The sequence below is a fragment of the Roseateles sp. P4_D2 genome (assembly GCF_056401875.1).
Genome location: NZ_JBFUIM010000009.1, coordinates 101,044 through 123,853, shown reverse-complemented (window position 1 = coordinate 123,853; position 22,810 = coordinate 101,044). Strand labels below are relative to the sequence as shown.

20 protein-coding genes are annotated in these 22,810 nt (G+C 68.2%); 17 read left to right on the top strand and 3 right to left on the bottom strand.

Going from position 1 to position 22,810, the window contains the following annotated elements:
- The 13 genes from ftsL (at window position 1) to ftsZ (ending at window position 15,889) form a co-directional block, all read left to right on the top strand.
- A complete protein-coding gene (gene ftsL, locus AC1DW0_RS17535; RefSeq protein WP_056202886.1) occupies window positions 1-264 on the top strand; it encodes a cell division protein FtsL in 264 nt (87 codons plus the stop codon).
- The gene (locus tag AC1DW0_RS17530; RefSeq protein ID WP_457350229.1) at window positions 261-2,048 is read left to right on the top strand and encodes a peptidoglycan D,D-transpeptidase FtsI family protein; all 1,788 of its coding nucleotides are present in this window, start codon (window positions 261-263) and stop codon (window positions 2,046-2,048) included. Before ftsL ends, AC1DW0_RS17530 begins: the two co-directional genes overlap by 4 nt.
- A complete protein-coding gene (locus AC1DW0_RS17525) occupies window positions 2,048-3,514 on the top strand; it encodes a UDP-N-acetylmuramoyl-L-alanyl-D-glutamate--2,6-diaminopimelate ligase (protein ID WP_457350227.1) in 1,467 nt (488 codons plus the stop codon). Before AC1DW0_RS17530 ends, AC1DW0_RS17525 begins: the two co-directional genes overlap by 1 nt.
- Window positions 3,511-4,893, top strand: coding sequence for a UDP-N-acetylmuramoyl-tripeptide--D-alanyl-D-alanine ligase (locus tag AC1DW0_RS17520; protein ID WP_477947098.1), 1,383 nt, complete (start codon window positions 3,511-3,513; stop codon window positions 4,891-4,893). Before AC1DW0_RS17525 ends, AC1DW0_RS17520 begins: the two co-directional genes overlap by 4 nt.
- Window positions 4,883-6,061, top strand: a complete 1,179-nt coding sequence (gene mraY, locus AC1DW0_RS17515; protein ID WP_056202895.1) for a phospho-N-acetylmuramoyl-pentapeptide-transferase — start codon at window positions 4,883-4,885, stop codon at window positions 6,059-6,061. Before AC1DW0_RS17520 ends, mraY begins: the two co-directional genes overlap by 11 nt.
- A gap of 4 nt (window positions 6,062-6,065) precedes the next feature.
- Window positions 6,066-7,745 (top strand): UDP-N-acetylmuramoyl-L-alanine--D-glutamate ligase, encoded by a 1,680-nt coding sequence (murD, locus tag AC1DW0_RS17510; protein WP_477947096.1) that lies wholly within the window; start codon window positions 6,066-6,068, stop codon window positions 7,743-7,745.
- Between the two features lie 73 nt (window positions 7,746-7,818).
- Window positions 7,819-9,075, top strand: a complete 1,257-nt coding sequence (ftsW, locus tag AC1DW0_RS17505; protein ID WP_477947094.1) for a putative lipid II flippase FtsW — start codon at window positions 7,819-7,821, stop codon at window positions 9,073-9,075.
- Window positions 9,072-10,145 carry an undecaprenyldiphospho-muramoylpentapeptide beta-N-acetylglucosaminyltransferase gene (gene murG / locus AC1DW0_RS17500; protein ID WP_477947092.1) on the top strand — a complete coding sequence of 358 codons (1,074 nt, stop codon included), beginning with the start codon at window positions 9,072-9,074 and terminating at the stop codon, window positions 10,143-10,145. The genes ftsW and murG overlap by 4 nt, the downstream gene beginning before the upstream one ends.
- A complete protein-coding gene (murC, locus tag AC1DW0_RS17495) occupies window positions 10,142-11,530 on the top strand; it encodes a UDP-N-acetylmuramate--L-alanine ligase (protein ID WP_477947090.1) in 1,389 nt (462 codons plus the stop codon). The genes murG and murC overlap by 4 nt, the downstream gene beginning before the upstream one ends.
- Complete coding sequence (locus AC1DW0_RS17490; protein ID WP_457350216.1) at window positions 11,527-12,504, top strand: D-alanine--D-alanine ligase; 978 nt, start codon at window positions 11,527-11,529, stop codon at window positions 12,502-12,504. The genes murC and AC1DW0_RS17490 overlap by 4 nt, the downstream gene beginning before the upstream one ends.
- On the top strand, window positions 12,501-13,331 hold the full coding sequence (locus tag AC1DW0_RS17485; RefSeq protein ID WP_457350215.1) for a cell division protein FtsQ/DivIB: 831 nt from the start codon (window positions 12,501-12,503) through the stop codon (window positions 13,329-13,331). The genes AC1DW0_RS17490 and AC1DW0_RS17485 overlap by 4 nt, the downstream gene beginning before the upstream one ends.
- Before the next feature lie 8 nt (window positions 13,332-13,339).
- Complete coding sequence (gene ftsA, locus AC1DW0_RS17480; protein WP_056202917.1) at window positions 13,340-14,569, top strand: cell division protein FtsA; 1,230 nt, start codon at window positions 13,340-13,342, stop codon at window positions 14,567-14,569.
- Window positions 14,570-14,650: 81 nt separating this feature from the next.
- On the top strand, window positions 14,651-15,889 hold the full coding sequence (gene ftsZ, locus AC1DW0_RS17475) for a cell division protein FtsZ (protein WP_056202920.1): 1,239 nt from the start codon (window positions 14,651-14,653) through the stop codon (window positions 15,887-15,889).
- Window positions 15,890-15,941: 52 nt separating this feature from the next.
- Here the strand turns inward: ftsZ and AC1DW0_RS17470 are convergent, their stop codons facing one another.
- From AC1DW0_RS17470 to AC1DW0_RS17460, 3 genes are read right to left on the bottom strand one after another with little or no spacing between them, the layout of a single operon-like run.
- Complete coding sequence (locus AC1DW0_RS17470) at window positions 15,942-17,126, bottom strand: Bcr/CflA family efflux MFS transporter (RefSeq protein ID WP_477947087.1); 1,185 nt, start codon at window positions 17,124-17,126, stop codon at window positions 15,942-15,944.
- Complete coding sequence (locus AC1DW0_RS17465; RefSeq protein WP_457442909.1) at window positions 17,123-17,947, bottom strand: alpha/beta fold hydrolase; 825 nt, start codon at window positions 17,945-17,947, stop codon at window positions 17,123-17,125. Before AC1DW0_RS17465 ends, AC1DW0_RS17470 begins: the two co-directional genes overlap by 4 nt.
- 22 nt (window positions 17,948-17,969) lie before the next feature.
- Window positions 17,970-18,665, bottom strand: a complete 696-nt coding sequence (locus AC1DW0_RS17460) for an SDR family oxidoreductase (RefSeq protein WP_477947085.1) — start codon at window positions 18,663-18,665, stop codon at window positions 17,970-17,972.
- A gap of 115 nt (window positions 18,666-18,780) precedes the next feature.
- Here AC1DW0_RS17460 and AC1DW0_RS17455 point away from each other — a divergent pair, with 115 nt between their 5' ends.
- From AC1DW0_RS17455 to AC1DW0_RS17440, 4 genes are all read left to right on the top strand, one after another.
- Window positions 18,781-19,344 carry a TetR/AcrR family transcriptional regulator gene (locus AC1DW0_RS17455; RefSeq protein WP_056202931.1) on the top strand — a complete coding sequence of 188 codons (564 nt, stop codon included), beginning with the start codon at window positions 18,781-18,783 and terminating at the stop codon, window positions 19,342-19,344.
- Window positions 19,345-19,446: 102 nt separating this feature from the next.
- Window positions 19,447-21,408 (top strand): sensor histidine kinase, encoded by a 1,962-nt coding sequence (locus AC1DW0_RS17450; RefSeq protein ID WP_457350207.1) that lies wholly within the window; start codon window positions 19,447-19,449, stop codon window positions 21,406-21,408.
- Window positions 21,409-21,426: 18 nt separating this feature from the next.
- A complete protein-coding gene (gene lpxC / locus AC1DW0_RS17445; protein WP_457350205.1) occupies window positions 21,427-22,362 on the top strand; it encodes a UDP-3-O-acyl-N-acetylglucosamine deacetylase in 936 nt (311 codons plus the stop codon).
- Between the two features lie 13 nt (window positions 22,363-22,375).
- Window positions 22,376-22,561: a hypothetical protein gene (locus tag AC1DW0_RS17440; protein ID WP_056202941.1), complete on the top strand. Its 186-nt coding sequence runs from the start codon at window positions 22,376-22,378 to the stop codon at window positions 22,559-22,561.
- Window positions 22,562-22,810 lie beyond the last annotated feature (249 nt).

The following is a 22,810-nucleotide window of genomic DNA, read 5'->3' as shown; positions in this document are numbered from 1 at the left end:
GTGGCGAAGGTGAACTTCATCCTCATCCTCGCCGTGCTGGCCAGTGGCGTTGTGCTGGTGCACAGCGCCTACGAGTCGCGCCGCCTGTTCGCCGAGCGCGACAAGGCCAAGGCCGAGGGTCAGCGCCTGGCTGCCGATGCCGAACGCCTGGCCGCCGAGCGCCATGCGCAGGCGACCAACTTGCGCGTCGAACAGGTGGCTCGGGAGCGCCTGGGCATGCGCGTCATCAGCCCGGCCGTGGTGGCGTCGGGAGTTGCCCAGTGAGCAAGGCCAACAAGTCCGGCGCACGCGCCCTCGGCTCGGGTCGTGGCGTCAGCTATTCCACCAGTCCGCTGCTGGCGTCCAAGACGCCGCCCTGGCGCTCGCGCTTCCTGGTCGCTCTCGTCGGCCTGGCCTTCCTGGGCCTGCTCACGCGAGCCGTCTGGGTGCAGGTGCTGAACACCGACTTTTTCCAGAAGCAGGGCGAGGCCCGTTACGCCCACACGCTGGAGCTGCCGGCCAGCCGCGGCCGCATCAACGACCGCACCGGCCAGGTGCTGGCCGCGAGCGTGGCCGTGCCGTCGATCTGGGCCATCCCCAAGGAAGTCGATGCCGACGCCGACAAGCGCCGCGCGCTGGCCAAGGCCCTGGGCCTGTCGAACAAGGAGCTGGAGGCCAAGCTCAACCCCGAGACCCGCTTCGTCTGGCTCAAGCGCCTGGCCGACGACGAGACCGCCGCACGCGTGAAGGCCATCGGTCTGAAGGGTGTGTTCCAGGACCGCGAATACCGCCGCAAATACCCCGAGGGCGAGGCCGCGGCGCACGTCGTCGGCTTCACCGGCGCCGAGGACCGCGGCCAGGAAGGCATCGAGCTGGCCTTCCAGAAGGAGCTGCAGGGTCGCGACGGCTCGCGCTCGGTCGTGCGCGACCGCCTGGGCCGTGTCGTCGAGGACATCGGCGACGTCGTGCCCGCCGCCAACGGCCACGACATCGACCTGTCTGTCGACTCCAAGGTGCAGTTCTTCGCCTACCAGCGCATACGCGACGCGGTGGCGGAGAACAAGGCCAAGGCCGGCTCCGTCGTCGTGCTGGATGCGCAGACCGGCGAGGTGCTGGCCCTGGCCAACTTCCCGAGCTATGACCCGGGCAACCGCCAGAACCTGTCCGGCGAGCAGCTGCGCAACCGCGCACTGACCGACGTCTTCGAGCCCGGCTCGACGATGAAGCCTTTCATCGCCGGCCTGTCGATGGAGACCGGCCGCACGACGCCCGACAGTCTCGTCGACACCGGCAACGGCAAATACGCCTTCCAGGGCGCCGTCATCAGCGACACCAAGCCGCATGGCGTGATCCCGGTGCGCGAGGTCATCAAGTTCTCCAGCAACATCGGCGCCACCAAGCTCGCGATGCAGATGCAGCCGCGGGAGATGCACGAGATGTTCACGGCCATCGGCCTGGGCCAGCGGCCGCAGATCAGCTTCCCCGGCGCGGTGACCGGCAAGCTGCGCCCCTACAAGACCTGGCGGCCCATCGAGCAGGCGACGATGAGCTATGGCTACGGCCTGTCGGCGTCGCTGTTCCAGCTGGCGCGGGCCTACACGGTGTTCGCGCGCGACGGCGAGATCGTCCCGGTCAGCATGCTGCGCCAGCCGCACGACCATCCGATCGCCGGCATCCGCGTGTTCTCACCCAAGGTCACGCAGGACCTGCGCCTGATGCTGCAGGCCGCCGCTGGCCCGGGTGGCACGGCGCCCGAGGCGCAAGTGCCGGGCTACAGCATCGGCGGCAAGAGCGGCACGGCCCACAAGCAGGAAGGCCGCGGCTACGCCAGCCACAAATACCGCTCCTGGTTCGTTGGCATCGCCCCCATCAGTAAGCCGCGCATCGTCGTCGCCGTCATGGTCGACGAGCCGACCGCGGGCGTTTACTACGGCGGCAAGGTCGCCGGCCCGGTGTTCAGCCAAGTCACCGCCCAGACGCTTCGTTTGCTCGGCGTACCGCCCGACCTGGACGTGAAGAGCCAGATCGTGGCCAACCAGAAGGCCGTCGCGGTCGAAGAGAGCTTTTGATGCTGACACGCCTCAAGTCCCCCGATGCCGCCGCTCGCTGGCTGTCCGAATGGTGCACCGGCACACTGCGCACCGACAGCCGCCAGGTCCGCCCCGGCGATGCCTTCATCGCCTGGCCCGGCTATGCACGCGACGGGCGCGAGTTTGTCGCGGCGGCGCTGGAAGCCGGCGCCTCCACCTGCCTGGTTGAAGAGGCCGATGTCGAGCGCTTCGGCTTTGTCGATGCGCGTGTGGCCTCGCTGCCTGGACTGAAGGCCCGCACCGGCGAGATCGCCGCGACCTTTTTCGGCAAGCCCACCGACACGCTGGACGTCATCGCCGTCACCGGCACCAATGGCAAGACCTCGTCGGCCTGGTGGATCGCCCAGGCCTCGGCGCAGTTGGGCAAGCGCTGCGGGGTCGTCGGCACGCTGGGCATCGGCGAGCCGCCCAAGCTGGACTACAACGGCCTGACCACGCCAGACCCCGTGCTGCTGCAGGCGGCCTTCGCCCGTATGCGCGACGAGGCCTTCTCGGCCTGCGCCATCGAGGCGAGCAGCATCGGCATCGTGGAGGGGCGGCTGGCAGGCAGCGCCGTGCGCGTGGCGGTGTTCACCAACTTCACACAGGACCACCTCGATTACCACCGCACGATGGATGCCTACTGGGCGGCCAAGCGTGCGTTGTTCGCCTTCCCCGGCCTGCGCGCCGCGGTCATCAATCTTGACGATCCGCAAGGCGAGGCCCTCGCCGCCGAGTTGGTCGCCCTCGATGTCTGGACCACCGGCGTCGCACGCAGCGACGCGCGCCTGTCGGCCCGTGGCCTGCACTACACCGGCGAGGGCCTGGCCTTCACGCTGCATGAGGGCGAGGAAGCCCTGCCGGTGCAGACCAGCCTGATCGGCGACTACAACGCGGCCAACCTGCTCGGCGTGGCAGGTGCTCTGCGCGCCCAAGGTGCTGCCCTGGCCGACGTGGCGCGCGTGCTGGGCCGCGTGACGCCGGTGCCGGGTCGCATGCAACGTGTCGGCAATGGCCGCGAGCTGCCCCAGGTGGTTGTCGACTACGCGCACACACCGGATGCTCTGGACAAGGCGCTGTCCGCCCTGCAGGGCCTGGCCCAGGCGCGTGGCGGCGAGCTGGTCTGCGTGTTTGGCTGTGGTGGTGACCGCGACCGCGGCAAGCGGCCGCAGATGGGTGCCATCGCCGCCCGGTTGTCGGGTCGCGTCGTCATCACCACCGACAACCCACGCACCGAAGCGCCGGCACAGATCATGGCCGACATCGCCGTCGCTGCGCCCGAAGCCATCGTCGTCGAGGCCCGTGAGGAAGCGATCCGGGCCGCGGTGATGAACGCCGGCTCGCGCGACATCGTGCTCATTGCAGGCAAGGGTCATGAGGACTATCAGGAAGTGAATGGCGTGCGCCGGCCCTTCTCGGATGTTGGCGAAGCGCGCGCGGCGTTGCTGGAAAGGGCAGGTCTGTGAACCTGTTTTTGACGCTGTCCGAGGCTCAGGCGCTGCTGCCGGGATCGACGCTGATCGGCGACGGTGCGACCGGTTTTGCCCGCGTGCACAGCGACACGCGCACACTGCGGGCGGGCGACCTCTTCGTCGCGTTGCGCGGCGAACGCTTCGATGCCAACGACTTCCTCAGCGAAGCCAAGGCCTCGGGCGCCGTCGCCGCGCTGGCTGAACGCGGTCTGGCCGAAGCGGGCCTGCCGGGCCTGCTTGTCGCCGATGCGAAAGCGGCCCTCGGCCAACTCGCCGCCGCCTGGCGCCGCCAGCAGCAACTGCCCGTCATTGCCGTCACGGGCAGCAACGGCAAGACGACGACGACGCAGATGATCGCCAGCATCCTGCGCGCCTGGGTCGGCGATGCAGCCCTGGCTACCGAAGGCAACTACAACAACGACATCGGCGTGCCGCTGACGCTTTTGCGCCTGCGCCACGACGACGAGACCAGCCACCGCGCCGCCGTCATCGAGCTGGGCATGAACCACCCCGGCGAGATCGCGCCGCTGGCGGCAATGACGCAGCCCACCGTGGCCCTGGTCAACAACGCCCAGCGCGAGCACCAGGAGTTCATGGCGACCGTCGAGGCCGTGGCGCGCGAGAACGGCGCCGTCATCGAGGCGCTCAGCGCCAGCGGTTGCGCCGTCTTCCCGGCCGAAGACGCCTGCGCGCCGATCTGGCTGGAGCTTGCGGCCCAGCGCCCGCACCTGAGTTTTGCGCTGCGCGGCGAGGCCGACGTGACGGGCGACGCAGTCTGGATCGGTACGCACTGGGCGCTGGAGCTGCACACGCCCGCGGGCACCGCGCCGGTCGCGCTGCACATGGCCGGCGAGCACAACGTGCGCAATGCACTGGCCGCCGCGGCCTGTGCGCTGGCCGCCGGTGCATCGCTGGCCGCCATTGCTCAAGGCCTGGAAGCCTTCCGTGCCGTCAAGGGCCGCTCGGAGCTCAAGCTCGACGCACGCGGTCGCACGCTGATCGACGACAGCTACAACGCCAATCCCGACAGCGTGCGCGCCGCCATCGACGTGCTGGCCGGCATGCCGGGCGAGGGCTGGCTGATCCTCGGCGACATGGGCGAGGTGGGCAACGACGGCCCGGCCTTCCACCGCGAGGTGGGCGCCTATGCGGCCGAGCGCGGAATCGCCCATTTCTGGACGGCCGGCGGCGCTGCCCGTGACGCCGCAGCGGCTTATGGCCCGGGCGCCCGTGCCTTCGACAACACGGCCGCGCTCGTTGCAGCACTCACAGAACAACCCAGCGTGGCCCAGACCCTGGTCAAGGGCTCGCGCTTCATGAAGATGGAACAAGTGGTCGCTGCCCTTCAAGCTGGAGATTCGCATGCTGCTTAGCCTCGCCCAGTGGCTGCAGGGTCTCTACCCCGACCTCGGCTTCCTGCGCCTTTTCCAGTACATCACCTTCCGCGCCGTGATGGCCGCGATGACCGCACTGCTGATCGGCCTGGCCTTCGGCCCCTGGGTCATCCGCCGCCTGACCGAAATGAAGATCGGCCAGCCCGTGCGTGCCTATGGCGTGCAGACCCACCTGGCCAAGACCGGCACGCCGACCATGGGTGGCGTGCTGGTCCTCATCGGCATTGGCGTGTCGACGCTCTTGTGGTTCGACTGGAGCAATCGTTTCGTCTGGGTCGTCATGCTGGTCACCATGGGTTTCGGCGCCGTGGGCTGGGTGGACGACTGGCGCAAGGTCGTTGACAAGAATCCGGAAGGGATGCGCAGCCGCGAGAAGTTCTTCTGGCAGTCGCTGATCGGCTTGTTCGCCGCCCTCTATCTCGCGTTCAGCGTGTCGGAGACGTCATTCCTCGGCGTCGTGCAGCTGTTCTTTCGCTGGGTGTCCAGCGGCTTCTCCACCGAGCTGCCGCCCAAGGCCGACCTGCTGATCCCCTTCTTCAAGACCATCAGCATGCCGCTGGGCGTCTGGGGTTTCGTGGCGCTGGCCTACTTCGTCATCGTCGGCACCAGCAACGCGGTCAACTTCACCGACGGCCTGGACGGCCTGGCCATCATGCCGGTCGTCATGGTCGGCTCCGCCCTGGGCCTGTTCGCCTATCTGACCGGCTCGTCGGTGTTCTCCAAATACCTGCTGCTGCCCTACATCCCGGGCGCCGGCGAGCTGCTGATCTTCTGCGCCGCGATGGCTGGCGCAGGCCTGGCCTTCCTGTGGTTCAACGCCCATCCCGCGCAGGTGTTCATGGGTGACGTCGGCGCGCTGGCGCTGGGTGGTGGCCTCGGGACGCTGGCCGTCATCACGCGCCAGGAGATCCTGCTCGGCATCATGGGCGGCATCTTCGTGGCCGAAGTGTTGAGCGTGATGCTGCAGGTCAGCTGGTTCAAGTTCACGAAGAAGAAATTTGGCGAGGGCCGGCGCATCTTCAAGATGGCGCCGCTGCACCACCACTTCGAGAAGAGCGGCTGGAACGAGACCCAGGTCGTCATCCGCTTCTGGATCATCACGATGCTGCTGTGCCTGGTCGGCCTGGCTAGCCTCAAGCTGCGGTGACCGCATGAAGCTGGAGCTGCCGCAACTCGTCGAACAGCGCGTGCTCGTGCTGGGCCTGGGTGACTCCGGCCTGGCGATGGCGCGCTGGTGCGCGGGCTTCGGCGCGAAGGTGACCGTGTGGGACTCTCGAGAGCAGCCGCCGCAGCGCGCAGCACTGGGCGAGTCGGCGCAGTTCATCACCGGCGAGCTGACGGCGGAGATGGTGGCGGGCTTCAACTCGGTGTTGAAGAGCCCAGGCCTGTCGCCGCTGGATGCGCGCCTGGCGGCTGTCTACGCCCACGGCCCCGCAGTGCGGGGCGAGCTGGATCTGTTCGCCGATTCACTGGCCGCGCTGAAGGCCCAGCACGGCTACGCACCCGCCGTGCTCGCCATCACCGGGACCAATGGCAAGACGACCACGACCTGCATGACCGGCCTGCTCGTCGAGCGTGCCGGCAAGCGCGTGGCCGTCGCCGGCAATATCGGCCCGACGCTGCTGGACACGCTGACCGAGGCCCTGGCCAAGGAGCCCGATCCGGCGCCGGTCGAAACGCCCGCTGAAGCCATTGCCGAGGCGATTGTGGACGCTCCCGTCGAAGAGACGGCCGAAGAGGCCGCGGTTCTTCCTGACGAGGAAACGCCCCTGCCCATTGACCCGCCGCCACCGCGCGGCCCGGTGTTCGAGAACCTGCCCGAGGTCTGGGTGCTGGAGCTGTCCAGCTTCCAGCTCGACGGCGTCAACGGCTTCGAACCCACGGCCGGCGCGGTGCTGAACCTGACCCAGGACCATCTCGACTGGCATGGCGACATGGCCGCCTATGGCCGTGCCAAGGCGCGCATCTTCGGCCGTGAGTCCGTCATCGTCGTCAACCGCGACGACACCGAGGTCGAAGGCCTGGTGCCGGCGCCGGTGTTCGTCAAGGGCAGCCGTGGCAAGGCCGGCCGCACCGTGTCGCGCCATGTCGTGCGTTTCGGTCTGAACCCGCCCAAGGTCGCAGGCGACTTCGGCCTTATCGATGAAGGCGGCCTGACCTGGCTGGTGCGCGCCCTGGAGCTGGACCCGACGATCAAGCGCAAGAAGAACGACGAGGAAGAGCCGCTGATCATCCAGCGCCTGATGCCCGCCGATGCGCTGCGCGTGCGCGGCCGCCACAACGCCGCGAACGCGCTGGCGGCACTCGCGCTGGCGACAGCGGCCGGCTGCGAGCTGGCGCCCATGCTGCACGGCCTGCGCGAATATCGCGGCGAGCCGCATCGCGTCGAACCCGTGGGTAGCATCGAAGGCGTCGAGTTCTTTGACGATTCCAAGGGCACGAATGTCGGCGCTACCGTCGCCGCGATCTCCGGCCTGGGTGCCGACCGCGCGCCGGCCAAGCTGGTCCTCATCCTCGGCGGCGATGGCAAGGGCCAGGACTTCGCGCCACTGGCCGATGGTGTTGCCCGCCATGCCCGCGCCGTGGCGCTGATTGGTCGCGATGCGCCTCAGATTGAAGCAGCGCTGGCCAACACCGGCATTGCCATGCAGCACCACGCGACGCTGGAGGTCGCCACGACCTGGTGCCTGCAGCAGGCCCAGAGCGGCGACAGCGTGCTGCTGTCCCCCGCCTGCGCCAGCCTGGACATGTTCCGCAACTACGCCCACCGCGCCGAGGTCTTCGTCGCCACGGTGCAGGGTCTCGCCGACGAACGCGGGGTGGCGCTATGAGCGCCGCGCCGGGCCGTCCCAAGCAAGCTCGCTCCCGCTCGGCGGGACAGCGCGCAGCGCGAAGGGTGCATCAATGAATGCGGTCTTGAATGGCTTCACCGCCAGGCTGCAGTCGCTCTGGAAAAAGGGCGACGCCGAGGACGCCAGCGTGCCGGTGCGCGACTGGGTGTCGACTTCGGCCGGCCGGCCGACGCAGTTGCAGGGCTTCGACATCACGATGGTGTGGGTCGTATTGGCGCTGATGGCCTTTGGCCTGCTGATGGTCTATTCGGCCTCCATCGCGCTGCCCGACAACCCGCGCTTCGCCAAATACCTGCCGACGCACTTCCTGACACGCCACATGATCGCCATCGGCTTCGCGCTGGTCGCGGGGCTCGTCACCGTGCAGATCCCCGTCGCGATCTGGGAGCGCTGGGCGCCCTGGGTTTTCGTCGCCGCCCTGGTGCTGCTGGTCGCGGTGCTGATCCCTGGCATTGGCAAGGTCGTCTACGGCGCGCGGCGCTGGATCCCGCTGGGCGTCATGAACTTCCAGCCCAGCGAGCTGGCCAAGTTCGGCATCGCGCTGTACGCGGCCAACTACATGATGCGCAAGATGGACGCCCGGGAGAACTTCTTCCAGGCCGTCACGCCGATCGCGATCTCGCTGGCCTTCATCGGCCTGCTGCTGCTGGCTGAACCCGACATGGGCGCCTTCATGGTCATCGCGGCCATCGCGATGGGCATCCTGTTCCTGGGCGGCGTCAACGGCCGCATGTTCCTGCTCATCACGCTGGTGCTGGTGGGAGCCTTCACGCTGATGATCTCCTTCAGCGAGTTCCGCCGCGAGCGCATCTTTGCCTACCTGAACCCCTGGGACGAGAAGTACGCCCAGGGCAAGGCCTACCAGCTGACGCACAGCCTGATCGCCTTCGGCCGCGGCGAGTGGCTGGGCCAGGGCCTGGGCGGCAGCGTCGAGAAGCTGCACTACCTGCCCGAGGCGCACACCGACTTCCTGCTCGCCGTCATCGGCGAGGAACTTGGTTTTGCTGGAGTGGCCGTGGTGATCCTTGCGTTCTTCTGGCTGACCCGCCGCTGCTTCCTCATCGGCCGCCAGGCCATCGCCCTGGACCGCGTGTTCGCGGGTCTCTACGCCCAGGGCATCGGCATCTGGATGGGCGGCCAGGCCTTCATCAACATGGGCGTCAACCTGGGCGCACTGCCGACCAAGGGGCTGACGCTGCCGCTGATGAGCTTTGGCGGGTCGGCGATCTTGATGAACTGTGTGGCGCTGGCCGTTGTTCTGCGGATCGACTTGGAAAACCGGCAAATGATGCGCGGAGGCAGGTCATGACGCGGCACCTGGTCGTCATGGCCGCCGGCACCGGCGGCCACATCATTCCCGGCCTGGCAGTTGCCGAGGAAATGCAGCGCCGCGGCTGGACCGTGTCGTGGATAGGCACGCCGACCGGCATGGAGAACCGCCTCGTGCCGGCGCGTGGCATCGAGCTGGACGCGCTGCCCTTCGCCGGTCTGCGCGGCAAGGGGCTCAAGCACGCGCTGCGCGGCATCGTCGGCTTCTTCAAGTCGCTGGGCCTGGCGCGCCGTGTCTACGCCGAGCGCCGCGCGACGGCCGTGCTGGGCATGGGGGGCTATGTCTGCCTGCCCGGCGGGCTGACGGCGGCCTTCACCGGCCGGCCGCTGATGCTGGTCAATGCCGACGCGGCGATGCTGAAGAGCAACCTCGCGCTGAAACCTTTTGCGCGCCGGATTGCATTCGGCTTCGACGGTGCGGCGGCGGCTTCGACGTCGGGCGCCATCGTCAGCGGCAACCCCGTGCGTGCCGAGATCGAAGAACTGCCACTGCCGGCCGAGCGCATGGCCGAGCGCGCCGGCCCCTTGCACATGCTGGTGCTGGGCGGCTCGCTGGGCGCACGCGCGCTGAACCAGGCGGTGCCGCAGGCGCTGGCGCTGTGGCCCGAGGAACAACGGCCGCTTGTGCTGCACCAGTCGGGGCAGGACCATCTCGGCGCCGTCTGGCAGGCCTATGCCGATGCAGGCTTGTCGGCCGAAGTGCGCCCCTTCATCGACGACATGGCCGCGGCGCTGGCCTGGGCCGACGTTGTCGTCTGCCGCGCTGGCGCCATCACCGTCAGCGAACTCTGCGCGGCTGGATGCGCCGCAGTGCTGGTGCCGCTGGTTGTCAGCACGACCTCGCACCAGCGCGATAACGCCGTCTTCATGGCCCAGCACGGCGCGGCCATCCACCTGCCGCAGGGCGAATTGACGCCGGCCAAGCTGCATGAATTGTTGAGCGGCCTGGACCGAGGTGCCCTGCTCGCCATGGGCGAGAAGGCTCGCTCGCTGGCCCGGCCGCGTGCGGCGGCCCGTGTGGCCGATGAAATCGAAGGAATGCTGAAGTGAAGCACGCGGTTCAACGACTGCATTTCGTGGGCATCGGTGGCGCCGGCATGAGCGGCATCGCCGAAATCCTGCACAACCTGGGCTTCACGGTCAGCGGCTCGGACGCCGTCGAGAGCGCGACGACCGAGCGACTGCGGGCCTTGGGCCTGCGGGTCGAGATCGGCCACGCCGCGCCCAATATCGGCGAAGCGCAGGCCCTGGTCACCAGCACCGCCGTCGCCGCTGACAACCCCGAGGTGCAGGCGGCTCGCGGTCGCCAGGTGCCGGTCGTGCCGCGCGCCGTCATGCTGGCTGAGCTGATGCGGCTGCGTCGCGGCATCGCCATCGCCGGCACGCATGGCAAGACGACGACGACCTCCCTCGTCACGGCCATCCTCGTCGAGGCGGGCCTGGACCCGACCTTCGTCATCGGCGGCAAGCTCAACGCCGCCGGCGCCAACTCGCGCCTGGGCAAGGGCGAGTTCATCGTCGTCGAGGCCGACGAGAGCGACGCATCCTTCCTGAAGCTCAGCCCGGTGCTGTCCGTCGTTACGAACATCGACGAGGACCACATGGACACCTACGGCCACTCGGTCGAGCGTCTGCACGAGGCCTTCATCGAGTTCCTGCACCGCATGCCCTTCTACGGCGCGGCGGTGGTCTGCGCCGACGACCCCGGCGTGCAGGCCATCCTCGGCCGCATCGAGCGGCCGGTCGTCAGCTACGGCCTGTCCGCGGGTGTCGGCGTGCGCGCGGTCGATGTGCAGGCGCTGGCCGGCGCGCAGATGCGCTTCAGCTGCCAGCGCGAAGGTGCCGAAGACCTGGACGTGCTGCTCAACCTGGCCGGCGAGCACAACGTGCGCAATGCGCTCGCGGCCATCGCGATCGCGATGGAGCTGGACTGCCCGGACGAGGCTATCCAGCGCGCGCTGAAGAATTTCTCCGGCGTCGGCCGCCGCTTCGAGAAGCATGGCGAATGGCCGGCGGGCGATGGCGGCCGCTTCGAACTGGTCGATGACTACGGCCACCACCCGGTCGAGATGGCCGCCGTGCTGGCCGCCGCGCGCGGCGCCTATCCGGGCCGCCGCCTCGTTCTGGCCTTCCAGCCGCATCGCTACACGCGCACGCGGGACTGTTTTGCCGACTTTGTGCGGGTGATGGCCGGTGCCGACGTCGTGCTGCTGACCGAGGTCTATTCGGCCGGCGAGGCCGCCATCGAAGGCGCGACCGGTACGGCGCTCGCGCAGGCCGTGGGCACGTCGAACTTTGTGGCCGGCGTGGCGGACATGCCGGCGGCACTGGCCAGCTTGACCCGCGATGGCGATGTCGTCATCGGCATGGGCGCGGGCTCGATGAGCAGCCTGCCGGGCCGCGTCGCGGCGCATTTCCAAGGAGCTTCGGCATGAACACGCCGATCGATCTGAACATCGATGCCAAGGGTCTTGGCAAGGTTGCCGTGCTCTTCGGTGGTCACAGTGCCGAGAGGCCGGTGTCGCTCATGAGCGGCAATGGGGTGCTCGCGGCGCTGCAGTCCATTGGTGTCGACGCCCATGCCTTCGACCCCGCCGAGCGCCCGTTGCAAGCGCTCAAAGACGAGGGCTTTGATCGTGCCTTCATCGCGTTGCACGGTCGCGGCGGCGAGGACGGCACCATCCAAGGCGCTCTCGAATGGCTGGGCGTTCCCTACACCGGCTCCGGCGTGACGGCCTCCGGCGTCGCGATGGACAAGACCATGACCAAGCGGCTGTGGGCCAATGAGGGCCTGCCGACGCCGCAATACCTGGCGCTGTCCCGCGCCGACCTGACTCGCGAGCGCATCCGCACGATTCCCGACACGCTCGGCCTGCCCGTCGTCGTGAAGCCGCCGCACGAGGGTTCGAGCATCGGCATCACCAAGGCCGCCGGCTACTCCGACATGCAGGGCGCTGTCGAGTTGGCCCTGGGCTTTGACGATGAGCTGCTGTTCGAGCAATGCATCGAAGGGCCCGAGCTGACCTGCGCCGTGCTGGGTGAAGGCGAGGGCGCCGTCGCGCTACCCGTCATCGAGATCCGCGCCGAGGCCGGCAATTACGACTTCGCGAACAAGTACGAGACCGACACGACGCAGTACCTGTTCGGCTCGCTGCCCGCCGCGCTGGAGGCCGAGATCGGTCGCCTCGTGCTGCATGCCTATCGCCTGCTCGGCTGCCGCGGCTGGGGTCGCGCCGACCTGATGCTGCGCAAGTCCGACATGAAGCCCTTCCTGCTGGAGATGAACACCAGCCCCGGAATGACGTCGCACTCCCTGGTGCCCAAGGCCGCGCAGGCCGTGGGCGTGGACTACCCGCATCTGTGCCTGTGGCTGCTTGCCCAGGCCCGGCTGGATCGCCTGATCACGTGAACTCCGCCGCCGCCGCCACCGCCGCGCTGCCGTCCGATATCCGCTTGATGAATGCGGTGTCGGCGCTGCTCGTGGCTGCGCTGGTGGCAACCGCCGCTTGGGGTGTGCTGCGCTGGGTCGTGCGCCTGCCGGCGTTCAACCTGCGCGCCATCCAGGTGGAGGGCGATGTCAGCCGCAACAGCGTGGCCTCGCTGCGCGCCAATGCCCTGCCGCGCCTGCACGGCTCCTTTCTCAGCATGAGCCTGAAGGACGGCCGCGCCGCTTTCGAGGCTGTGCCCTGGGTGCGGCGCGCGCAGCTGACGCGCGTCTGGCCGATGCGGCTGCGGGTCAATCTCGAGGAACACCGGGCCGCCGCCTATTGGGAGGCGCGCACCGATGGTGCCGACTCTGCGACCGAGGCCGCGGCCGAACGGGCCCTGGTCAACAGCTTCGGCGAAGTTTTCCAGGCCAATCTCGGCGACGTCGAGGACGAAACCCTGCCGGTACTCGCCGGCCCGGCGCAGACCGCCGGCGCGATGCTGCAGATGTGGCGGGCGCTGTCGCCAGCCGCTGAAAAACTCGGCGAGGGCATCGACCGCCTGGACCTGTCGGGCCGCGGCTCCTGGCGCGCGACGCTGGGCAGCGGCGCCGTTGTCGAACTGGGCCGCGGCAGCGAGACCGACGTGGTCGAGCGCTTCGGCCGCTTCGCCCAATCCATCACGCAGGTCACGGCGACCTACCGCAGCCCATTGCTGTCCGCCGACCTGCGCCACGCCGACGGCTACGCGGTCAAGCTGCGCGGCGTGACGACGAACACCCCGGGTAAACCCGTAAATAGAAAACGTTGAGGACGGACATGGCCAAGGAATACAAGGATTTGGTCGTCGGGCTGGATATTGGGACTGCCAAGATCATGGCCGTCGTGGCCGAGGTTTTGCCGGGGGGGGATTTGCGCATTGCCGGCCTGGGGGTGGCGCCGTCGCATGGCTTGAAGCGCGGCGTCGTCGTCAATATCGACGCCACCGTCCAGTCCATCCAGCAGGCCTTGAAAGAGGCCGAAATGATGGCCGACTGCAAAATATCTAGGGTTTACACGGGGATTACGGGCAGCCATATCCGCGGCCAGAACTCCACCGGCATGGTCATCGTGCGCGACAAGGAGGTCACGCCGGTCGATGTGACCCGCGTCGTCGAAACCGCCAAGGCCATCAATATTCCCAACGACCAGCGCCTGCTGCTGGTCGAGCCGCAGGAATTTGTCATCGACGGCCATGAGGTGAAGGAGCCCGTCGGCATGAGCGGTGGCCGGCTGGAGGTCAAGGTCCATATCGTGACCGGCGCACAGAGTGCGGCCGAAAACATTGTCAAATGCGTGCGCCGCTGCGGTTTGGAAGTGGATCAGCTGGTTTTGAACCCGAGCGCCTCCAGCCATGCCGCCCTGACCGCCGACGAACGCGACCTGGGGGTTGCGCTGGTCGATATTGGCGCCGGCACGACCGATGTGGCGATATTCACCGGCGGCTCGATCCGCCATACCGCCGTCATCCCCATCGCGGGCGACTTGATCACCAGCGATATCGCGATGGCGCTGCGCACGCCGACCAAGGACGCCGAGGAAATCAAGGTCGAATATGGCGTCGCCAAGCAGCTGCTGGCCGACCCCTCCGACCAGGTGGAAGTGCCCGGCCTGGGCGACCGCAGCCCCAGGATGTTGTCCAAGCAGGCGCTGGCCGGCGTCATCGAGCCGCGCGTCGAGGAAATCTTTTCCCTGGTGCATCAGGTCATTCGTGAGAGCGGGTATGAGGAATTGCTGTCCTCCGGCATCGTGTTGACCGGTGGATCGGCCGTCATGCCGGGCATGGTGGAACTCGCCGAGGATATTTTCCTGAAACCCGTCCGCCGCGGCCTGCCCACCTATTCGGGGGCCCTTTACGACATGGTTGCCAACCCCCGATCGGCCACCGTCATGGGCCTGCTGGAGGAGGCCCGGCTGTCACGCAGCCGGGGTTTCAAGGCAGCGCAGCAGGCTGGCTCGGTGCAAACCCTGCTCGGCCGGGTCAAGGATTGGTTCATGGGGAATTTTTGACCCCCACGAATTACGAAAAATTTGTTTCAGCAACTAGTCAATCTATCTGTGCCACGGCACAATTGCAGTAGGAGGTTTGATATGCCCATCGAGATGATCGAAGAGTTTGACCAAGGCACCCAAATCAAGGTGATCGGGGTCGGTGGCGGCGGCGGCAACGCCGTAGACCACATGATCGCCCAGGGCGTTCAAGGCGTGGAATTCATCTGCGCGAATACCGACGCGCAGGCGCTGAATCGGTCCAAGGCCGACCAGTTGCTGCAACTCGGCACCTCCGGCCTAGGCGCCGGCGCCAAACCCGAAATGGGCAAGGCGGCGGCTGAAGAGGCTGAAAACCGCATTCGCGAATCCATCGCCGGCGCCAATATGCTGTTCATCACCGCCGGTATGGGCGGTGGTACCGGCACGGGTGCTGCGCCGGTGATTGCCCGGGTTGCCAAGGAAATGGGCATCCTGACGGTCGGCGTCGTCACCAAACCCTTCGATTTCGAAGGCGGCCGGCGCGCCAAGGCGGCCGATGCCGGCCTGGCTGAACTCGAGGCCAATGTCGACTCGCTGATCGTCGTGCTGAATGACAAGCTGCTCGATGTGCTGGGCGACGATGTCACGCAGGATCAGGCCTTCGCGCATGCCAATGACGTGCTGAAGAACGCCGTTGGCGGCATTTCCGACATCATCCACATTCCCGGCCTGGTCAACGTTGACTTCGAAGACGTCAAGACGGTGATGAGCGAGCCGGGCAAGGCCATGATGGGCACGGCGCAAGCCACCGGCCCGGACCGCGCCGCCAAGGCCGCCGAAGCGGCCGTGGCCTGCCCGCTGCTGGAAGGCATCGACCTCTCCGGTGCGCGTGGCGTGCTGGTGCTGATCGCCGCGGGCCGCAGCAACTTCAAGCTCAGCGAGTCGCGCAACGCGATGAACGCGATCAAGCGCTACGCCTCGGATGAAGCGCACGTCATCTTCGGCACCGCCTACGACGAGAGCCTGGGCGACGCGCTGCGCGTGACCGTCATCGCCACCGGCCTGACGGCCGGCCGCGCCCGCCAGCAGGCGCCGCTGCAGGTCGTGCAGACCCAGCAGGTGGTGCGCAACGGTACCGACGGCATGCCCGTGCTGACGCAGGCCGTGGCCATGGCCACGCCGGCGACGGGCCAGCAGGCCAATGTCGGCCTCGGCCTGGGCGACTTTGCGAACGCCAATGTGCCCAGCGTCTGGCGTCATGGCCGCTCGGGCAGTGCCGCGGCCAAGGTCGAGGCGCTGTCGTCCAACGGCATGGACGAGATCGAGATCCCGGCCTTCCTGCGCAAGCAGGCAGACTGATCAGTCGCTGATCCTAAGAAGGGCGAGCCGTGAGGCTCGCCCTTTTGCTTTGTCAGGACGCGCGTACTACCGCCGCGGCCGGCTTTGCGGCGCCAGAAAGCAGGGCCAGCAAACCGCCTCCCGCCAGCACCAGGGCCAAGGCATCCATGCGCGCACCGGGCAACGTCGCGGCAGCCGTTGTCAGCAGTGCCGCTGCCGCCATCTGCAGAAAGCCCAGCAGCGCGGAGGCCTGGCCGGCCTGCGATGCAAATGGCGTCAACGCCAGTGCGGTGCCAGTGGGTGAGACCAGCCCCATGCCGAACAGGAAGATGCCCACCGCGACGGCAAAGCCCGCGAGACCGGCTCCACTCGCGACAAGCATCGTCAGGCCGCCGAGTGTTGCCAGCGCTGCGCCAATGCGCAGCACGGTGGGGCCACCCCAGCGCGCGGCCCAGCGCGGCGCGGTCTGCCCTGCTGCGAAGACGACGAACACGGACGTGGCAAAGAACAGCCCGACCTGCAGTGCGCTGAAACCGAAGTCGCGCGCCAGCACCAGCGGCGCGGTGCCGAAGAACGCAAACAGCGCGCCGAGGATGGCGGCGGTGGCGAGTGCCGGGCGCATGAAGCGCGCATCACCCAGCAGCACGACGTAGCCGCGTGCCAGCGCGCTGGCCGGCTGGTGTCGCCGTCTCTCGGCCGGCAGCGTCTCGCCGACGATGCCTACATAGGCCGCCGCCAGCGTCAGCCCCGCCAGCACCAGCACGACAAACAGCGCCCGCCAGCCCCAGGCGGCCTGTACAAGACCACCCAGCAGCGGCGAGAAGCCCGGCGCGGCGGCCATGACGACCATGATGCGGCCGAGCAGCGCAGCGAGTTGCGGGCCTTCGAAACGGTCGCGCGCGGCGGCGCGTGCCAGCACCGACGCGGCGGCGACGCCGACGGCCTGAAGCGCGCGGCCGAACAGCAGCAACGGCAGATCGCTCGCCAAAGCACAAACCACGCTGCCCACGATGAAGACGGCCAAGCCGCCCAGCACCACGGGCCGGCGGCCGATGCGGTCCGACAACGGGCCGACGATGAGTTGGGCCAGCGCGAACACGGCGAGGAAGAGGCTGAGCACCGCCGTCATGGCCGCCTCACTCGACCCCAGGGCCTGCGCCATCACGGGCAGAGACGGCAGCAAGATGTTGGTGGACAGCGTCGCCAGCGCTGACAGCGCGGCCAGCGTCAGCAGCCAGGGGCGGGGCACGGCGCTCATTGCCTGGCTCCTTCGGCAATGAAGGCAATGCTGCGCGCGATGACGTCGGCATCCGCCAGCAGACGGCGATGGCCAAGCCCGCTCACGCGTTGCAGATGCGAGCCAGCCCAAGCCGCATGCAGCGCCTCGGATGCAGCGAAAGGCACGGTGCGATCCTCCGGGTCGTGGACGATCAGCCCGGGATGGCGCAGGCCATGCTGCAGCCGCTCCAGATCCACATAGGTGATGCGCGTGCCGATGAAGCGTTCCACCCAGCCCGCAAATGCGGCCGCATCCGCCGGGCCCAGGCCTTGAGCGGCGGCCAGGCCCTTGACCATGGGCGACAGCGAGGAGGGGCCGGCCAGGTGCACGCTGCGCCCGACCCGCCAGCCGTGGGCAAACGCGAGCAGCGCGGCGGCCGAGCCCATCGAATGGCCGATGACGCCGTGCACCTCCTTGCCGATGTCGGCCACCACGGCGCGCAGTGCGCGGCCGGCATGCACGACGCTGGCCGCATGACCGGTCGAGTCGCCATGGGCGGGTAGATCGAAAAGGGTGACCGAGAAGCCGGCCTCGACCAGGGGCCGGGCGAAGCCGAGCAGATGGGCGCCGCGGCTGTTCCAGCCGTGGACGAGGACAACGCGTGGGCCGACGCCCAGCGTCCAGCGCGCGAGCTTCAGGCCTTCGTGGCGCAGCGGCGGTTCGGCGTGGCCAGCCAGCGCAGCGCGCTCCTCGGCCGTCAGCGGCACGCGCTCGGGCGCCGAGAAGGCATGGCGGGCCGCTGCGAGGTGGCCGTCGTCATGGGCCGTGAAAGGCGCGGCAAGGGCAGGGGAGGCGAGCATGGCGTTCTCCTGAGTTCGGGGCTCAGCCCGCGTAAGCTGGCGCGGCCGTGGACAGGCTCTGCTTGACCTGGCGGCTGATGTCGTCAGCCAGCACCTCGAAGGCGCCGGCCTCCAGCTCGGCCAGGGCCAGGCGAGCGACATCGGCCGGCGCAGACTTGGGCGCGTCCAGGCCGCGCGTCATGTCTGTGTCCATATAGCCGACATGCAGGCTGGTCAGCTGCGTGCCCTGGGCCTTCAGCTCGCTGCGCAGCCCATTGCTCAGCGCCCAGGCGGCGGCCTTGCTGGCGCTGTAGGGCGTCAGGCCCGGCACCGTCACCCAGCTCAGCACGGACAGCACATTCAGCACCGCGCCGCCGCCGTTGGCCTGCAGCACCGGCGCGAAGGCCTGGGTCAGCGCCCAGACGCCGAAGAAGTTGGTGTCCAGATGGCGGCGCGCCGTCGCGATGGCATCCGCGCCGAGAACGCCGGCCTGCTGCGAGATGCCCGCGTTGTTGATCAGCAGCGTCACATCCGTACATTGCGCAGCCGCGGCGGCCACCTGGGTGGGGTCGGTCACGTCCAGTGCGACGGGCACGACGCCGGGCAGATCGATGGAGGCCGGGTCACGCGCGGCGGCATAGACCTTGGCGGCGCCCGCGGCCAGCGCGGCCTGGGCAAAGGCGCGGCCCAGGCCGCGGTTGGCACCGGTGATGAAGACGACGGCGTTCTTGAGCCTCATGGTGGCAATTCCTTCTCGATCTGCTTATTCATGTCGAACGACATGATTGATATAAATGTCGGTCAACATATAAAATGCGTCAAGCCCGCCCACACAAAGACCCCAGGAGACCGCGATGAAGGTCAGCCGCGCCCAGGCCGAAGAGAACCGCGAACGCATCCTCGACAACGCCGCCCAGCTGTTTCGCGAGCGCGGCTTCGATGGCATCGGCCTGAACGACCTGATGCAGGCCGCTGGCCTGACGCGTGGCGGCTTCTATGGCCACTTCGAGTCCAAGGACGACTTGGCCGCCCAGGCGACGCGGCGCGCGCTGCAGGCCAACCGCGAGCAGTGGAAGACGCAGTCCGACCGCAGCCTGCAGGCCTGGGTCAAGGCCTATCTGTCCGACGCTCACCGTGACCATATCGGTGCCGGCTGCGGCCTGGTCGCGCTGGCGGGTGATGCTGCGCGTGGCGGGCCGGCCGTGCGGGAGGTGTTTGCGGAGGGCGTCGCCAACCTCGTGGCAACGCTGCAGGAACAGATGCCGGCCGACTCGGCGCCCGAGCAACGCGAGCAGGCGCTGGCCATGCTGTCCACGCTGGTGGGGGCGCTGTTGCTGTCACGCGCTGTCGGCGGCGACACCGCGCTGTCCAGCGAACTCCGCGAGGCCGCCCGCAAGAGTCTGCCTGCCGGCGGCTGAACGGTCGCCACCCGCCGCCCAGCGGTGCTGCGGCGGTTGGGGCGCGGCCAGCCCCTGTGGCATGCTCGCGCCCCATGTCAACGCCTAGAAGAAATCATAGGGATGCTTGAGTTGGGCCTGCTATGGCGCCGCGGCCTGCTGCTGCTGGCCTTGCTGGCCTGTCTGCCGTTACAGGCACAGCGATTGCCCCAACCCAGCGCACGGGCCGGGAGCGATGACGCGGCCCCCGCTGAGCTTGCCACCACCGCCTGGACGCGCGACCAGCTCGACGTCTGGTGGACCGCACTGCGCCACCACACGGTGGCCGGCGGCGACCATCTCGAGCTGCCGCCTGAACTGCTGCCTCCCGAGGACGAAGCGGCCTGGAAGCCCGTGGCGATGCCTGACGTGCGCTCACGCCCCGGCGCGGCCATGGTCAGCGATGCGCGGGGCTACGAGATGCGCTGGTACCGACTTCACGTACCGGGCGGGCGGGACGAAGCCATGGCCTTGTATCTGCCGCGTCTGGTCACGTTGTCGGCCGCGGTGCTGGCCCGCACCGACAAAGGCTGGCAGGCCCTGCTGGACAACCAGCATGCCGAGCGCGAGCAATGGGTGCAGCCCCTGTGGCTGCCCTTGCCCGGCATCGGTGCCCAGGGGCTGGACGTGGTCGTCGCTCTGCCGGTGCCGGCGGGCAGCTATCACGCGGTGTCACGCATCTGGATCGCCCCGCGCGATCAGCTGGAAAGACGCTGGCTGTGGCGGGTGCGCGCCCAAAACGGCCTGCCCCAGGCCGTCAGCCTGACGCTGGCGGTGCTAGGGCTGTTCGCGCTGACGCTGTGGTTGCGCCGCCCCGAGGCCATCTATGGGCTGTTTGCCCTCGGTGCCGCCGCATGGATGGTGCGCAACCTGCACTATTACGTCAGCCTGCCGGCTTCGCCGGCGGGGCAGGACTGGTTCTGGTGGGCCACACACGCATCCATGGGCTGGGTCATGCTGACGGCGCTGTTGTTCGCGCTGCGCTTTGCGAGCCGGCGCATCCTGTGGCTGGAGTGGGCGTTGACCGCCAGCGTGACGTTGGTGAGCCTGCTCAGCATGCCGCTGTGGCTGCGCCAGCTCGACATGGTCGTCATGCAGTACGCCGTCACGGCCGGCGTCGCCGCCATCGGCACGGCCTGGGTGGCTTTCCTGGCCTGGCGGGAGCGCCGCACCGAGCTGCGCATCATGGCCGTGGCGCTGGTCATCGGCGTCGTCATCGGCGGCCACGACCTCGCCGTGCTGGCCGGCTGGGCCTGGCCCGAACACTTCTTCCTGATGCCGTTCGCGACGTTGGCCGTCATGCTCAGCTTCCTGCATGCGGTGCAGCGCCGCTATGTCGGTGCCGTCGAGCAGGTCCAGGCCGAGAACAGCCAGCTGCAGGAGGACCTGGACGAGCAGGTCTCGGTGCTGCATGCGCAGAACGCGCAGCTGCGCGAGGCCGAGCGCCAGCAGGCCCTGCTGCTGGAGCGTCAGCGCATCATGGCCGACATGCATGACGGCCTCGGCTCCTCGCTGCTGTCGGCGCTGGTGGCGATGGAGCAGGGCAGCATGTCGCACGAGCAGTGCGTGGAGGTGCTGCGCGAATGCGTGGACGACCTGCGCCTGGTCATCGACTCGCTGGAGCCGGTCGGCCACGACCTCGTCTCGCTGCTGGCGACGATGCGCTACCGCCTGGGAAAAAGGCTGCAGATCGGCGGCCTCAAGCTTGACTGGGACGTGCAGGACCTGCCGCCCCTGGCCTGGCTGGAGCCGCCCGACGCGCTGCATGTGCTGCGCCTGATGCAGGAGGCACTGAACAACGTGCTCAAGCATGCCCAGGCCAGCCGCGTGCGCATGGTGACGCGCCACCACGGCAGCTATGTTGAGATCCGCGTCGAGGACGATGGCGCCGGCTTCGACCTGCAGAGCATTCAGCACGGCCGCGGCCTGAAGAGCCAGATCAAGCGCGCCCAGCGCCTGGGCGGCAAGCTGCGCATCGACTCCCAGCCCGGCATGGGCACGCGCCTGTCGCTCAGATTGCCCGTGGAGCGCAAAGGCGAGGTCTGATCTTGGACAATTGACCCCATGGTCAAGCAACGCACCCTGAAGTCGATCACACGCGCCGTCGGCGTCGGCATCCACAGCGGCCAGAAGGTCGAGCTGACATTGCGCCCAGCGCCGGCTGACACCGGTATCGTCTTCCGCCGCGTCGACCTCTGCCCACCGGTCGACATCCCGGTCGGTGTGACGTCGGTCAGCGACACGCGCATGGCCACCACCATCAGCCCTGGCGGCGACCCGGGCGCGCCCAAGGTGCAGACCATCGAGCATCTGCTGTCCGCCTGCGCGGGCCTGGGCCTGGACAACCTCATCATCGACATCAACGCCGACGAGGTGCCGGTGTTGGATGGCTCCGCGGCGAGCTTCGTCTTCCTGCTGCAGTCGGCCGGCATCGTCATGCAGGACGCGCCCAAGCGCTTCCTGCGCGTGAAGAAGCCCATCGAAGTGCGCCACGGCGAGGGCAAGAAGCTGATGTGGGCCCGGCTGGAGCCGCATCACGGCTACACACTGAGCTTCGAGATCGAGTTCGACAACCCGGCCGTGGCCGCCACCGGCAGCAGCTTCGTCTTCGACATGGGCTCGGGCACCTACAAGAAGGAGATCGCCCGCGCACGCACCTTCGGCATGACGGCCGACATCGACCTGATGCGCTCGCGCGGCCTGACGCTGGGCGGCTCCATGGACAACGCCATCGTCGTCGACGACTACAAGGTGCTGAACGCCGACGGCCTTCGCTATGACGACGAGTTCGTCAAGCACAAGATCCTGGATGCCATCGGTGACATGCAGGTCGCCGGCATGCCGCTGCTGGCGGCGTACACCTCCTTCAAGGGTGGCCATGCGCTGAACAACAGGCTGCTGCGCGCGCTGCTGGCCGACGAGGCCGCCTACGAGATCGTCAGTTTCGACGACGAGCGCGCAGCGCCCAAGGGCTTCGCCGAGCTTGCACCAGCATGGTGATGAGAGCGTTTACATGCTGATTGCCCGCCTCGTCGTCGGCCTGCTGCTGTTCTCGGCTGTCTTGTGCTTCGCCTTTTCCATCGCCACCGGCCAAGCGCGCTGGCGGCGGCTTGGGCTGATGATCATGAAATGGACGCTGGTGGCCGGTTTGGCCTTCTTCGGCGTGCTCATCCTGGAGCGATTGGCGCTGTTGCTGTGACGCTCGTCACGCCGCATCGCGCGCCCCCTTGGCTTGCGGGGATGCGAGGCCGGCGGCATGTGCTCAGAATGCAATCACGGTCGCTGTTCGCGTTGCAGCGGCCCAGTCCGGGACTCCACAAACCGGGCGCCACGCGCGGAGAAGGCCGGGGGGCCGGGGAAGCGCAGTGGATTGAAGAGAGAGAGATCGTTGTTGAAACTGATTGGGCCGCTCCCGCAGGAGCGGCCCTTTTTTTGTTCCCACACCCCA

Coding starts and splice junctions, on each gene's coding strand:
- AC1DW0_RS17470 (WP_477947087.1), bottom strand. CDS start 17,126: ATGAGCGCCGTGCCCCGCCCCTGGCTGCTGACGCTGGCCGCGCTGTCA.
- lpxC (WP_457350205.1), top strand. CDS start 21,427: ATGGTCAAGCAACGCACCCTGAAGTCGATCACACGCGCCGTCGGCGTC.
- AC1DW0_RS17465 (WP_457442909.1), bottom strand. CDS start 17,947: ATGCTCGCCTCCCCTGCCCTTGCCGCGCCTTTCACGGCCCATGACGAC.
- AC1DW0_RS17490 (WP_457350216.1), top strand. CDS start 11,527: ATGAACACGCCGATCGATCTGAACATCGATGCCAAGGGTCTTGGCAAG.
- ftsA (WP_056202917.1), top strand. CDS start 13,340: ATGGCCAAGGAATACAAGGATTTGGTCGTCGGGCTGGATATTGGGACT.
- AC1DW0_RS17460 (WP_477947085.1), bottom strand. CDS start 18,665: ATGAGGCTCAAGAACGCCGTCGTCTTCATCACCGGTGCCAACCGCGGC.
- murD (WP_477947096.1), top strand. CDS start 6,066: ATGAAGCTGGAGCTGCCGCAACTCGTCGAACAGCGCGTGCTCGTGCTG.
- AC1DW0_RS17455 (WP_056202931.1), top strand. CDS start 18,781: ATGAAGGTCAGCCGCGCCCAGGCCGAAGAGAACCGCGAACGCATCCTC.
- ftsZ (WP_056202920.1), top strand. CDS start 14,651: ATGCCCATCGAGATGATCGAAGAGTTTGACCAAGGCACCCAAATCAAG.
- ftsW (WP_477947094.1), top strand. CDS start 7,819: ATGAATGCGGTCTTGAATGGCTTCACCGCCAGGCTGCAGTCGCTCTGG.
- murG (WP_477947092.1), top strand. CDS start 9,072: ATGACGCGGCACCTGGTCGTCATGGCCGCCGGCACCGGCGGCCACATC.
- mraY (WP_056202895.1), top strand. CDS start 4,883: ATGCTGCTTAGCCTCGCCCAGTGGCTGCAGGGTCTCTACCCCGACCTC.
- AC1DW0_RS17440 (WP_056202941.1), top strand. CDS start 22,376: ATGCTGATTGCCCGCCTCGTCGTCGGCCTGCTGCTGTTCTCGGCTGTC.
- AC1DW0_RS17450 (WP_457350207.1), top strand. CDS start 19,447: ATGCTTGAGTTGGGCCTGCTATGGCGCCGCGGCCTGCTGCTGCTGGCC.
- AC1DW0_RS17525 (WP_457350227.1), top strand. CDS start 2,048: ATGCTGACACGCCTCAAGTCCCCCGATGCCGCCGCTCGCTGGCTGTCC.